This is a genomic window from Streptomyces sp. NPDC054047, from assembly GCF_055585065.1.
On sequence record NZ_JBVJKV010000017.1, the window covers coordinates 113,811 to 126,674 of the forward strand.

General features: G+C 70.3%; 12 protein-coding genes. 4 read left to right on the plus strand and 8 right to left on the minus strand.

The features are described 5' to 3' along the window. The first annotated feature begins 99 nt into the window (after window positions 1-99). Both ACZ6ZP_RS40615 and ACZ6ZP_RS40620 read left to right on the plus strand, forming a co-directional pair. Entirely contained in the window at window positions 100-519 is a 420-nt protein-coding gene (locus tag ACZ6ZP_RS40615; RefSeq protein ID WP_469410395.1) for a GNAT family N-acetyltransferase, read from the plus strand. Window positions 520-871: 352 nt separating this feature from the next. Then, the gene (locus ACZ6ZP_RS40620; protein ID WP_366463260.1) at window positions 872-2,227 is read left to right on the plus strand and encodes a TolB family protein; all 1,356 of its coding nucleotides are present in this window, start codon (window positions 872-874) and stop codon (window positions 2,225-2,227) included. 10 nt (window positions 2,228-2,237) lie between these two features. On the opposite strand, the gene ACZ6ZP_RS40625 is transcribed toward ACZ6ZP_RS40620, so the two are convergent. From ACZ6ZP_RS40625 to ACZ6ZP_RS40635, 3 genes are all read right to left on the minus strand, one after another. Continuing rightward, the gene (locus tag ACZ6ZP_RS40625; protein ID WP_351167994.1) at window positions 2,238-2,822 is read right to left on the minus strand and encodes a TerD family protein; all 585 of its coding nucleotides are present in this window, start codon (window positions 2,820-2,822) and stop codon (window positions 2,238-2,240) included. Between the two features lie 88 nt (window positions 2,823-2,910). Then, on the minus strand, window positions 2,911-3,486 hold the full coding sequence (locus tag ACZ6ZP_RS40630; RefSeq protein ID WP_469410396.1) for a TerD family protein: 576 nt from the start codon (window positions 3,484-3,486) through the stop codon (window positions 2,911-2,913). A 298-nt stretch (window positions 3,487-3,784) separates the two neighbouring features. Continuing rightward, window positions 3,785-4,195, minus strand: a complete 411-nt coding sequence (locus ACZ6ZP_RS40635) for a VOC family protein (protein ID WP_351167990.1) — start codon at window positions 4,193-4,195, stop codon at window positions 3,785-3,787. Between the two features lie 163 nt (window positions 4,196-4,358). Here ACZ6ZP_RS40635 and ACZ6ZP_RS40640 point away from each other — a divergent pair, with 163 nt between their 5' ends. Further along, a complete protein-coding gene (locus ACZ6ZP_RS40640; RefSeq protein WP_361471078.1) occupies window positions 4,359-5,363 on the plus strand; it encodes a helix-turn-helix transcriptional regulator in 1,005 nt (334 codons plus the stop codon). Window positions 5,364-5,473: 110 nt separating this feature from the next. Here ACZ6ZP_RS40640 and ACZ6ZP_RS40645 read toward each other — a convergent pair whose 3' ends face one another. The 4 genes from ACZ6ZP_RS40645 to ACZ6ZP_RS40660 all read right to left on the minus strand — a co-directional run bounded on the left by ACZ6ZP_RS40645 (window position 5,474) and on the right by ACZ6ZP_RS40660 (window position 11,067). Then, on the minus strand, window positions 5,474-6,112 hold the full coding sequence (locus ACZ6ZP_RS40645; RefSeq protein ID WP_366463261.1) for a disulfide bond formation protein B: 639 nt from the start codon (window positions 6,110-6,112) through the stop codon (window positions 5,474-5,476). Continuing rightward, window positions 6,112-6,276 carry a DUF5993 family protein gene (locus tag ACZ6ZP_RS40650; protein ID WP_366463262.1) on the minus strand — a complete coding sequence of 55 codons (165 nt, stop codon included), beginning with the start codon at window positions 6,274-6,276 and terminating at the stop codon, window positions 6,112-6,114. Before ACZ6ZP_RS40650 ends, ACZ6ZP_RS40645 begins: the two co-directional genes overlap by 1 nt. 111 nt (window positions 6,277-6,387) lie before the next feature. Next, window positions 6,388-6,840, minus strand: a complete 453-nt coding sequence (locus tag ACZ6ZP_RS40655) for a hemerythrin domain-containing protein (RefSeq protein ID WP_351167982.1) — start codon at window positions 6,838-6,840, stop codon at window positions 6,388-6,390. Between the two features lie 111 nt (window positions 6,841-6,951). Beyond that, window positions 6,952-11,067, minus strand: coding sequence for a molybdopterin-dependent oxidoreductase (locus tag ACZ6ZP_RS40660; protein ID WP_469410411.1), 4,116 nt, complete (start codon window positions 11,065-11,067; stop codon window positions 6,952-6,954). Between the two features lie 267 nt (window positions 11,068-11,334). Here ACZ6ZP_RS40660 and ACZ6ZP_RS40665 point away from each other — a divergent pair, with 267 nt between their 5' ends. Continuing rightward, window positions 11,335-11,868, plus strand: coding sequence for a hypothetical protein (locus tag ACZ6ZP_RS40665; protein ID WP_469410397.1), 534 nt, complete (start codon window positions 11,335-11,337; stop codon window positions 11,866-11,868). Window positions 11,869-11,905: 37 nt separating this feature from the next. Here ACZ6ZP_RS40665 and ACZ6ZP_RS40670 read toward each other — a convergent pair whose 3' ends face one another. Next, window positions 11,906-12,691 carry a class I SAM-dependent methyltransferase gene (locus ACZ6ZP_RS40670; RefSeq protein ID WP_399978274.1) on the minus strand — a complete coding sequence of 262 codons (786 nt, stop codon included), beginning with the start codon at window positions 12,689-12,691 and terminating at the stop codon, window positions 11,906-11,908. Between the last annotated feature and the right edge of the window lie 173 nt (window positions 12,692-12,864).

A 12,864-nucleotide genomic window follows, 5' to 3' on the forward strand; every position in this document is an offset into this window, starting at 1 on the left:
TGATCCCATGGGCGCATGCTGCTTCCGCCCTCGCCGCATCCGGCGGGCGGCGCGCGTTCGTCCGTGTGGCATGGCACTGACAGGGGCGAGGTTGCCGCCATGACGGGACTCGGCCCCGTCGCCTGGCCGCCTGCCCCGATGAGGACCGAGAGGCTGGTCGGGTTCGATCGGCGCGACGCAGAGCGTCCTGGGCACGTGCGACCCGATGCCGCGGAGGCCGAACTCGGCTACCTGTTCCTGCCGGAGGCGTGGGGATGCGGGTACGCCGCCGAGCCATGCGCGGCGGTACGCGACTGGTTCGCCGACACATTCCCCGGCGAGCCGGCGGTGCTCTGCACCCGGAGCGCCGACGACCGCGCGATGCGCCTCGCGGCGAAGCCGGGATTCACCGAGGGGAGCGGTTCGAGGAGCTTCGAGGAGTACGGCGCCGAGCAGCGGTTCGGCGTGTGGTCCTCGCTTCCGTACGGCCCTGCGGGCCGGGGCCGCAGCGCAGCGACGATGGTTGCCCATTCCGCGTGAGTACGGCACAAAAGTCCGCCGAAGCGTCCTGACCCGCTGATGCAACCGACGCATCCGCACCGCGGAGGGCACGCGACACATTGACCCCCGGCGTTTCCCGGTGTTCGCTCGCCTGCGGTGCACCTGGTCATGACCGATCGCCGTAGTGGCTGATGGCCGGGGTGTCCGGCGCGAGCATGCGTTCTTGCGCGGCCGAGCCGGCCGACTTGCTCGCACCGGCCGGGGGCAGAGCCCCCGGGGGACGCCGCAGGGGGACAGCACACGGGGATCGACACGCTCTGCCATGCCCTTCTCCTTCCGCGCGGGCCCGGACGGCACATGGAGACCGACCGCTGTCGACACAGGAGGAACGATGACCGTTCATCAGCGCGTGACGGCCGCCGGCGCCGCGCTCGCCGCCCTCTGCGCCGTGACCGTGCTTTCACCCGCGGGCGCGTCCGCCGCCCCTGCCGCCGCGCCGCGCACCGAGCGGGTGAGCGTCGGCCCGGCAGGCGCCCAGGGCAACGCCGCTTCCACGAACCCCGCCATCAGCGCGGACGGCCGATACGTGGCGTTCGTCTCCGCATCCCGGAACCTGGTCGCCAACGACACCAACGGCACGCCCGACGCCTTCGTCCGCGATCTGCGCACCGGGACGACGGAACGCGTCAGCGTCAAGAGCAACGGCAAGGCGAGCCACGGTGTCGTACGGGAGGTCGCGCTCAGTCCCGACGGGCGGTACGTGGTCTTCACCTCCACCGCCGACGATCTCGTGAACGGCGACCCCAACGACCTCGACGACGTCTTCCTGCACGACCGCGACACCGGCAAGACCCAACGGATCAGCCCCACCGGCGCCTCCTACGAAGGGCTGCGCACCAACCTGACGTACGACCCCGCGGTCAGCAGCGACGGCCGCTACGTCGCCTACGCGTCGGGCGCCGAGGATCTCGTCGCGGGGGACGCCAACAAGCGGGACGACGTCTTCCTCTACGACCGCAAGAAGAAGACCACGGAGCTGGCACAGCTCTCCAGCGCGGGACAGCAGGGCGAAGGCGACGCGTTCGCCCCGGCGTTCGCGGGCGACTCCGGCGGCCGGTACCTCGCCTTCACCTCCAACGCCTCCAACCTGACCGAGGAGGAAGACCACGCCTCCGCCACGGACATCTTCCTGCGCGACCGCGACAAGGGCACCACGGAACTCATCAGCATCCCGCACAGCTACAACCGCAAGACCCCGTCCTGGGACGCCGCCCTGAGCGGTGACGCCCGCCATGTGGCGTTCACCTCGGCCTCCAGATCGCTCAGCCCCGAGGGGCCGGCCCCCACCAGCTCGCACAACGTCTTCCTCTACGACCGCGAGACGAAGCGCATGCGGCTGGTCAGTGCCGCCCCGGACGGCACACCGGCCAATGGGGACAGCGGCGGCGTCTCGCTGAGCCGGGACGGGCGCTACGCGGCGTTCACCTCCGCTGCCTCCAACCTCGCCCCTGAGGAGGACGGGGACAGCAGCGCGGACGTCTTCCTGCGGGACATGCAGACGGGGGAGGTGCGCCTGATCAGCGGTGAGAGCGAGCCGGTGTCCGAGGACACCGAGCCCGGGTCGCGGACCGGCGTCAGCGACGAGGGCGGCGCGGTGGTGTTCGACTCCCCGGCGGGCAACCTCGTACCCGACGACACCAACGGCGTGGCCGATGTCTTCCTGCGCCGGCTGGATCAGCTGAGCTGACGCAAGGCGCCTACAGGTGGGGGATGATCGCGGGGAGCAGGTCCTGGAAGGTGCGGCCGGACGCCGGTTCGCCGATGGCGGCCATCTGCCAACCGCTGCCGGAGCGGTGGACCTTGGCCATGATCTGGGCGGTGTTTTTGCTGCCGCCGGTGAGCGTGTAGCGGGCGAGCTCCTGGCCGGTCTGCTCGTCGATGAGACGGCAGTAGGCGTTCTGGACCTCTTCGAAGGTCTGCCCGGTGAAGGAGTTGACGGTGAAGACGATCTGGTCGATGTGCACCGGGACGCGCTGCAGGTCGACGACGATGGATTCGTCGTCGCCCTGCCCGGTGCCCCCGACGAGGTTGTCACCGCTGTGCTGGACCGAGCCGTCCTTGCTGGTGAGCTGCTGGAAGAAGACGACGTCGGCGACCTCCTTGCCGGCGACGAGCACGGCGGAGGCGTCGAGGTCGATCTCACGGTTCCCGGTCAGTTTGGCGAGGAAGCCCTTGCGCGGGGCGGCCTGCCAGCCGAGCCCCATGCGTACGACGCTCAAGGCGCCGCCGTCGGACTTGCTGAGGCTGATCTGCTGGCCCTTGGACAGGTTCACCGATGACATGTGCGGCCGCCTTGGCTCGGAGAGGGAGGGGGAGGGGGAGGGGGAGGAGGGAGAGGGAGAAGGAGCAACGCGGAGACCTGCGACGGACTCAGACGTCGACGCCGAAGTCGGAGGCGATGCCGGACAGGCCGGAGGCGTAACCCTGGCCCACGGCACGGAACTTCCACTCCTCGCCGTTTCGGTAGAGCTCGCCGAAGACCATCGCGGTCTCGGTGGCGGCGTCCTCGGACAGGTCGTAGCGGGCGAGTTCGGCGCCACCGTCCTGGTTGACGACCCGGATGAACGCATTGCGCACCTGGCCGAAGCTGTGCCCGCGGCTCTCGGCGTCATGGATGGACACCGGGAAGACGATTTTCGAGACCTCGGCGGGCACGGTCGCGAGGTTCACCTTGACGATCTCGTCGTCGCCTTCCCCCTCGCCGGTGAGGTTGTCACCGGTGTGTTCGACCGAACCGTCCGGGCTCTTGAGGTTGTTGTAGAAGATGAAGTGCTGGCTGGAGGGGACCTTGCCGGACTCGTCCACCAGCAGGGCGGACGCGTCGAGGTCGTAGTCGGTGCCGGTGGTGGTCCGCACATCCCAGCCCAGACCGACCAGCACGGCCGTCAGCCCCGGGGCCTCCTTGCTGAGCGAGACATTGCCACCCTTGGCCAGAGAAACGCCCACTGCTCTCCTCCTCCGTCTCCGTGTCACCGGTTCGGGCCCGCAGCACGGGACCCGCCAAGAATCTACAGCACTGTAGAGGTGGAGGGGGTGCGGCGCGGCGGACAACGAGGGTGAATCAGCCAGGCCTGGCGGCGAGTTGAGGATGCCGCCGGTCGGTTCGCGTCGGGGGCGAGTGAACGCCGGCCGAGCAGGAGAGGAGAGCGGTCGCGCGGCTGGAGATTCGCGCGCGGGCGGTGCTGTCCGATCCCATGCGACCTGGCGTCCAACTCGTCCGTCACCGAGGTGACTTCGTGGTCGATCAGGCTTGCTGCTGAGTGATGTTGACCATCCAGGTGATCCCGAACCGGTCCACGAGCGTGCCGGCCTCGTCACCCCACGCCTGCTTCTCCAGAGGCATGATCACAGTCCCGTCGGCGGCCAACTTCTCGAAATGGGACCGGAGTTCGCCGCCGTCGCCGCCGAGGTAGACCGAAATGTTGTTGCCCGGCTGGTAGGGCACCCTTTCCGGCACGTCCCAAGCCATCAGCGTGTATCCGTCCGGGGTGTCGAGCCGGGCATGCATGATCTTGTCGGCGTCGGGAGAGTCCGGTGCGCCGAAATCCGCGACCGAGCCGATCTCCAGCTTGCCGCCGAAGACCTCCTGGTAGAACTCCATCGCCTGCCGCGCGTTCCCGTCGTAACTGATGTACGGATTGAGTTGAGACCCCACCGGATGCTCCTTCGTGTGAGTGAATTGCCGGGTTCGGCCCAGCGGTAGCTGCGTGCGTGGCCCGGACCGTGGAAGTGGCCGCTCAGGCTCTCCGAGGGGCACTCCGTGGAGCCTCCCAGCAAATCGCGACACCCTGTGTCACGTATTCCTCTACCGTTCTCGCATGCGCGCCGATCGGTTGGTCTCTCTGGTTCTGCTGCTGCGCCAGCGCGGTCGGCTGTCGGCGACCGCGCTCGCCCGCGAGCTGGAGGTGTCCACCCGCACCGTGCTGCGTGACATCGAGGCGCTGTCCGCCGCCGGCGTGCCGGTCTACGCCGAACGCGGCCGGCACGGCGGGTTCGCGTTGCAGCCCGGTTTCCGGACCGAGCTCATCGGCCTGAACCACGAGGAGGCACTCGCCCTGCTGGTCGCCGGATCACGGCGCGGCGCCCAGGCGTTCGGTCTCGGCTCGGCGCTCGCTTCGGCCATGCTCAAGGTGGTGGACGCGCTGCCCGAAAGCCATCGGGACACCGTGGCAGGCGTGGCCGAGCGATTGCTCATCGACCCTGAGGCCGACCTCCTCTCGCGTCGGCTGGTCGCCGAGGAGGTGCCCGACCCCATCGCGGCCGAGGTCCGGCGCGCGGTGTTCGCCGGACACAAGCTGCGCATCCACTACGCGGCGGTGGACCGGACGGCGACCTGGCGCACGGTGGACCCGATCGGCCTGGTGACCGTGCGCGACCAGGGCTACTTGCTGGCCACGAGATCCGGCGAGGACCGCACCTACCGGCTGTCGCGGATCGTGGCCGCCCAGGAACTCGCCGAACCCGCACAGCGACCGGACCGGGTCGACCTGGACCGGGCCTGGCAGGAACGCAGCACGCGGTTTCGCACCGGTGGCGACCAAGTCACCGCGCTGGTACGGGTGGCCCCTTCGCTGCGGGAGGACCTGGTGGGCACCGCACTGGCCGTTCTCGCGGAAGAAGCCGAAGACGCCGGAGCCGAAGAAGCCGAAGGAGCGGACACAGACGGCTGGTTGCGGCTGGAGGTGACCTTCCAGGATGCGCGGCACGCCGAATGGGCGCTGTGGCAACTCGCCACCCAAGCGGAAGTCCTGGCCCCGCAGTGGCTGCGCACCGCCCTGCGCGACCGAGCCGCCGAGGTCGCCACCCGCTATGCGGCGTCCTGAGCGCCGAAGACGTTCTTGAAGCGACGTTCTCTCAGCGGTAGGTGTCCTGCCGTGGCGGTCAGTCGGCCCGGCACGCTGGTCAACGTGGTCGGGGGCGCCCTCCCGCTCGCTCAGTCCAGGATTCCGACGTCGTAGAAGAAGCGGTAGCGGTCCGGGTCGTCCGGCAGGAACCAGTGGAAGCCCTCCAGGAGGAAGACCGCGACCAGGTTCACCGCGATCACCAGGGCGAGGAAGCCGAGCACGATCCGGCCCGCCGTCCCGTACACCCCCGACGTAGGCACCGAGGCGGCGGCCGTCGAGTGGGCGAAGGACATCACGATGCCGATCGCCACCACCGAGGCCATGAACAGGATCCAGGCCCACACGTACATGTGCAGACCGAGCACCGGTGCCCCGTAGCCCTTGTCGCCCGGCAGGATGTGCAGCATCGTCTGGCGCCAGGACGCGAAGCCGCCGCACATCACCGCGACCAGAGCAAGACCCCAGCCCGTCATGTAGTCGCGGCCCGTGATCGTGCCGGTCATGCCCCGGCGCACGATGTACGCCGCCCCCAGCGCGGCGAGCAGCATGAGCATGCGCTGCACCATGCACAGCGGGCAGGGATAGTCCCAGTCGAGGAACTGCACGCCGAGCCCGCCGCAGACCACTCCGGTCCAGCCGACGGCGAAGAAGCAGGCGAACCAGTACTGGACCTTGCCGAGGGCGGGGGAGCGGTCGGTGTCCGGCCGCGGGGCGGTCAGGGTGCTCATCAGTAGCTCAGCCCCAGCTTGAGGCTGCTGGTGATGTGGTGCGCGAGGAGGAGGATCGTGAGCACGAGCACGATCCACCAGGCGCCGAGCAGTACGGCCCGGGAGCGCTGGCGGTGGAGCGCGTACAGCGTGGCCAGGAGGCCGCCGAGGATGAGGGTGTCCATGGCCGCGGAAGCTATCGGGGGCGAGGACCGCACGGCGGCAGGGCGGCCGGGACGCGCCACCGGTCCACGGGAAGGGACCAACGCCCGCGCCCCACCTGCGCCCCGAGATGCTCAGGCAGGATGCGCCTCGCGCCAGGCCGCCATCGACAGGTTCCACTCGTCGCCGTCGAGTGCGGTGAGCGAGGCCGGGAACAGGCCGTCCTCCTCCTTGGCGATGTGCCGGTGCAGTTCGTCGACGGCTTCGATCAGCGTGCGCACGTCGCCGGGGTCCGCCAGGTCGAGCGCGGGCAACAGGGCGGCCAGCTCGCGGTGTTCGCGCTCCAGGTGCGCGATGTAGTCCGCGTACTCGGAATCCTTGCGCATCACCGCGAACAGGCCGTTCTCCTCGCCCCGCCAGTGGGAGTCCAGCTCGCGGGCCATGACGTCCACGAGGGCGCGTGCGCGGACCGGGTCACCCCGCTCCAGGGCGCGGACCGCATCTCCCGCGGCGTTTGTGACCCGCTCGTGCTCGGCGATGAACTCCTTGATCAGAGGGATCTCTCGGCAACCGCAGTAGTGGCACATGCAGGTGTTTCTAGGCCAGGGCCAGGGTCTTGGCCGGGACGCCACGCGCGCGGGGCGGCCGGTGTCACCCTGCACCTGCGGGGCACGCACAGGCCGCGCACCCGCGGCGGATCAGTACACGTCGCGGACGTAGCGCTTGTCGGCGGCGAGCTGCTTGACGTACGCGGCGGCCCCCTCCTCGTCGAGGCCGCCGTGGGCCGTGGCGATGTCGCGCAGGGCCCGGTCGACGTCCTTGGCCATGCGCGAGGCGTCGCCGCACACATAGAAGTGCGCCCCGTCCTGGAGCCAGGACCACAGTTGGGGGCCGTGCTCCAGCATCCGGTCCTGGACGTAGACCTTGGCGCGCTGGTCGCGGGAGAAGGCGGTGTCCAGGCGGTTGAGGGTGCCGTCGGCGAGCAAGGCGGTCAGCTCGTCCTCGTAGTAGAAGTCGGTGGCCCGGTGCTGCTCGCCGAACAGCAGCCAGTTGGGCGCGCGGTGACCCAGTGCCCGACGCTCGTGGAGGAAGCCGATGAAGGGGGCGATGCCGGTGCCGGGACCCACCATGACCATGGGGGTGGCGGGGTCGGCCGGCGGCCGGAACTTCGGGGAGGGCCGGACGAAGACCGGCACCGGCATGTCGGGGTCCGCGTCGGCGAGGAAGGGCGAGCAGACCCCCTGGCGCGGCCGTCCCGCCGGGTTCTCGTAGCGGACGACGGAGACCGTCAGCGAGACGAGGTGGGGATCGGTGAGCGGGCTGGACGATATGGAGTACAGGCGGGGCTGCAAGGGCCTGAGCACCTGGGCCCACTCCTGGGCTGCCGCGCGGACGGGATGCTCGGCGATCACGTCGACGGCCTGACGGCCCCAGGACCACTTGGCCAGTTCGTCCTTGTTGTCAGGGCGCAGCAGCTTCTTCAGGACGCGGTCGTGAGTGCGGTCGGCGACGAAACGCAGCAGGTCACCGGTGACGCGGGTGATGTCCAGATGCCGGTGCAGGGCCTCGTGGAAGGGCACAGCGCCGGGGGCGCCCAGCTCCACGGCGGCCGCCGGGTCCAGGCCGGTGGTGGCCAGCCATTCGCCGACCAGGGCAGGGGCGTTGACGGGGCGTACGCCCAGGGCGTCGCCGGCCGCGTAGACCAGCGGGGTCTCGCTGTCGCGGGCGTCGAAGGTGAAGCGGCGGACCTCCTTGCCGGCGCCGGGCAGGCTCAGCAGCTCGTTGCCGGTGAGGCGGGCGGTGACGGGGGCCGGCCGTCGCGGCCGGTATGCGGGAGCAGGAGCAGGAGCGGGAGCGGGAGCAGCAGCAGGAGGAGAGGCGGCGGGTGCGAGCGCCGGGGCCGTCCGCGCATCGTCGGCCAGCGAGGTCAGCACCTGGTCGAGCCAGGCCGTGGCCGAGGGCTCGTAGTCGGGTTCGCAGTCCGTCCGGGGGGCGAGCCGCACCGCGCCCAGGGTGTCCAGGCGCTGGTCGAGACGGCGGCCGTGACCGCAGAAGTCGGCGTAGGAGGAGTCGCCGAAGGCGAGGACCGCATACCGTACGCCGTCCAGGCGGGGCGTGTCAGGTGCGGCCAGGGCGTCCCAGAAGCCGGAGCCGTTGTCGGGGGCGTCGCCGTCGCCGAAGGTACTGGTGATCAACAGGACGTCGGCGCCGGTGGGCAGTTGTCCGGGGTGCACGTCGTCCATGCCGACGAGGGTGGCCTTGTGACCGGTGCTGGTGAGCCGGTCGGCGGTGGCCACCGCGAACTCCTCGGCGTTGCCGGTCTGCGAGGCCCACAGGACCACGACCTCCCGCACGGGCCCGGCCGCGGCGGCGGAGGCGGTGGGCGCGGAGGCCGTCACCGTAGGGGCCGTGGGCGTGCCCGGGGCGGAGCGCGAGTACATGCCGGCCAGCACACCGTTGACCCACAGCGCGTGCTCGGGGCTGAACGGGGCGTCCAGCGGCAGCACCGGCACACCAGGAGTACCCGACTCGATCCCGGCCAGGAACCCGACCAGATACTGGCGCTCGTGCTCGGCCAGGACGGGCGGCGGTGCCGGATCAAGCCCGAAGACCCCCGCGGGCCCGTCACCGAGGACAGCCGGTGCAGCCGTCCCTGCGGCGATCGCGTCCACCACGGTCCCGGGGCGGGTCTCCGCCGCGCCCGGCGGAGCGCTCGCCACGGACACGGGAGTCGCCACCTTCGTCAGCGACACCGCGCAGACCTTGAACTCCGGCTGGAAGGAGAGCGGATCGACGGCGTCACTGGTGACGGCATTGACACTCAGGTACTCGCCGAACAGGTCGTTCCAGTGGAAGGGAGCGAAACAGCAGCCCGGCCGCACCCGGTCGGTCAGCACGGCGGGCAGCACCGCCCGGCCGCGCCTCGATGCGACCTCCACCGAGTCGCCATCGGCGATGCCCAGCGCGGTGGCATCGTGCGGGTGCAGCTCCACGAACGGCCCGGGGTTGAGCTTGTTGAGCTTGGCGACCTTGCCCGTCTTGGTGAGGGTGTGCCACTGATGCTGCAGCCGCCCGGTGTTCAGCACATACGGGTAGTCGTCGTCGGGCATCTCGGCGGCCGGGATGTGCGGGCGGGCGTAGAACACCGCCCGGCCGCTCGCCGTGGGGAAGAACGGACCGCCGCCGTCCTCGTCCACGTAGCGGATCGGGTTGCGGTCGGGGCCGTCCTCGCTCCCGGCCGGCCACTGCACCGGGGTGGACCGCAGCCGCTCGTAGGTCACGCCCCGCAGGTCCCAGCCGGTCTTCGGGTTCCTTGCCCGCTTGATCTCCTCGAAGACCTCTTCCGCGCTGCCGTACGAGAACCCCTGCTCGTAGCCCATCGCCCGCGCGACGGCGGCGATGATCCGCCAGTCCGCCATCGCCTCCCCGGGCGGGTCCGCCGCGGGCCGCGCGAGCGTGAGGTTGCGCTCGCTGTTGACCAGGACGCCCTCGCTCTCGGTCCACAGCGCGCCGGGCAGCACGACATCCGCGTACGCATTCGTCTCGGTCTCGGTGAACACGTCCTGGGCGACGACGAACTCGGCCCGCTCCAGGCCCTCGATGACGGTCTTGCGGTTGGCCACCGAGGCCACGGGGTTGGTGCAGATGATCCAGCACGCCTTGATGTCCCCGTCGGCCATCTTCCGGAACATCTCGACCGTGCCCTGGCCCACCCCGTCCTTGCGGAGCGTGCCCGCAGGCAGCTCCCACAGCTCCTCGACGAAGGCGCGCTCCTCGTCGACGAGGACCGACCGCTGGCCGGGCAGGCCGGGACCCATGTAGCCCATCTCCCGGCCGCCCATGGCGTTGGGCTGGCCGGTCAGCGAGAACGGGCCCGAGCCGGGGCGGCAGATCGCGCCCGTCGCCAGATGCAGATTGATCAGCGCGTTGGTGTTCCACGTGCCGTGCGTGGACTGGTTGAGGCCCATGGTCCAGCAGCTCATCCACTGCCCGGCCTCGCCGATGAGGCGGGCCGCCGCTCGGATGTCGTCCTCCGGGATTCCGGTGATCTCGGCGACCGTGGCGGGCGGGTAGTCGGCCAGGAACTCCGGCATTGCCTCCCAGCCCTCGGTGTGCGCGGCGATGAACGCGGGGTCGGTGTGACCGTTCGCGTACAGCAGGTGCAGCAGGCCGTTGAGCAGCGCCAGGTCCGTCCCGGGCCGGACCGGCAGGAACAGGTCCGCCTTGTCGGCGGTCGCGCTGCGGCGCGGGTCGACGACGATCAGCTTGGCGCCGCCCGTCTTGACCCGGTCCATCATCCGCAGGAAGAGGACGGGGTGGCAGTCGGCCATGTTGGAACCGATGACGAAGAAGACGTCCGCCCGCTCGAAGTCCTGGTACGAGCCGGGCGGCCCGTCCGCGCCGAGCGAGAGTTTGTAACCGGTGCCGGCGCTGGCCATGCACAGCCGCGAGTTCGACTCGATCTGGTTCGTACGGATGAAGCCCTTGGCGAGTTTGTTCGCCAGGTACTGGGCCTCCAGGCTCATCTGCCCGGACACGTAGAAGGCGAAGGCGTCGGGTCCGTGCTCGTCGATCACCGATCGCAGCCGGCGCGCCGTCTCGGCGATCGCGGTGTCCATCGGGGCGGGGGCGGCCTGCGCCCCGCGTTCGGGGCGCACGAGAGCGGTGGCCAGCCGCCCCGGGGCAGCCAGCATGTCGGCCGTGGTGGCGCCCTTGGTGCACAGGCGGCCGAAGTTGGCGGGGTGCGCCTTGTCGCCGGACGCCTTGAGGACCATGCGCCGCCCGTCGGGGCCCCTGCCGATGTCGAGCAGCATCCCGCAGCCCACACCGCAGTACGAGCAGACCGTCCGCACCTGCGTGGGGGGTGTCGTCACGGGCCGCGGCCCTTTCTGTCGGCGTGATCGGATCTTCCTCCACCGACGTTACGAAGTGATCATTGCGCGGTTGTCACACACCCCGCTCACCTTGGGTTACGCCCTCCACACACCCGTGCTCCCCGGCATGTGAGGCACAGATCGAGGCCAGGAGCACCTTCGGGCAACACCCCCCGTGGGCTTACGCGTTAGGTCAAAATGACAACCATGGACGCAGGCCTGGCGGCGGTACTGGGCGCGGCGGTGGGAGCCCTCGGGACAGGGGGAGCGGCAGTGCTCGCCGCGTGGTGGAGTGCCACCGCGCAGGAGAGGCAGGCCCACCGACAGATCCGCTTCGAGCACTTACGCGACCGGCGCGAGCCTCGCAGCCGGGCCTACGCCGAAGTCGTCGCGCAGATCCAGAGAATGGGCAGGCGACTGGACCAGGTCAACGGGCGGGACAGAGCCCGTGATCTGGACCTCGACGGCTTTCCACAAGAGATCGACAAACTGGCTGATCTCTGCGCACGCGTGGCGGTGGAGGGCCCGGCGCCGATCGCCGACCAGGCCCAGCGGATCCTGGTACTGACGCGAATGGCCTTCAGCGCCGCATCTGACCTGCTCACCGTGCCGGTGGACGAGATCGACGAGCACGAAGAGGACCTGTGGCGAAGCCGCGACGCGGCGGGAGACCTCAACGCGGAGCTTGGCCGGTTCCTGGAACTCGCCCGGCTGGCGCTGGACGACGCCGGAAGCTGCTGACCACCGCCGGTCACCCGCACCCCCACGATACGCAAGCTCACGCGCCCGAAGCGGGGGCGGAGCGCAGAAGGACGAGAGATCCGTCGTAGGTCGGCCGACCGCGCAGGTGGCCGAAGGCCTCGTCCCAGGCGCCGGAGCCCAGGGCCCGGCGCAGGGAGATGTCGAAGTCCTGGCGTGCGCGGTCGTCGATGAAGCTCCAGGCCGATCCGGCTTGGCGGGCGGCGGGGTTCAGGAGAAGCTCGGGCCGGCCGTAGTACGCCTCGTTGAAGCCGTCGGTGCAGTCCAGCGGTACGGGGACGGGCTGGACGGTGGTGGTGCCGAGCGCGGTCGTGAGCCGGTCCAGGGAGGGGTAGCGGCGGGCCTCGGTCTCCAGGACGTCAGGTGCGTACTCGTAGAGCCAGAAGTCGCGCACACGGGCGGGGTCACAGGTCAGGACGGCGACGGGGCCGCGTGTCACGCGCCGCATCTCGCGCAGCCCGGCTTCGAGGTCCGACCACTGGTGGACGCTGAAGAGGGCCGTCGCCGCGTCGAACTGCCCGTCGGCGAAGGGGAGATCTTCGGCAACGGCGTCGATGGCGGTGGCGAGCTGGGCCGGACGCCGGGCGCGCATGGCCAGGGAGGCTTCGACCGCGGTGATCGTGCGCGCTGTGGTCTCGTACGAGCCGGTGCCAGCGCCGACGTTGAGGACGGTGCACGCATCACCGAGGGCTCGGGCGACGAAGTGGGCGATGCGCTCGTCGGGACGGCGAAGGGAGGCGTACGAAGGGCCGACGGTGCGGTCATCGATGTCGCCGGCGCTGTCGTGGTGGGTGCGCATGACCATGGGGGGACCTCGCGTTTCGGACCTGGCCGGAGCTGCGGTATCCGCACCCGCACCCCGAACAACGCCTGCCATCTTGCATCTGCCGCATGAAATCGCATAGCGGCATGGCAAATGCTTGGCTGATCAGCCAAAGGGTGTGGCGCGTGCGTCCTTGCTTTTGGAGGTTGTGTCGG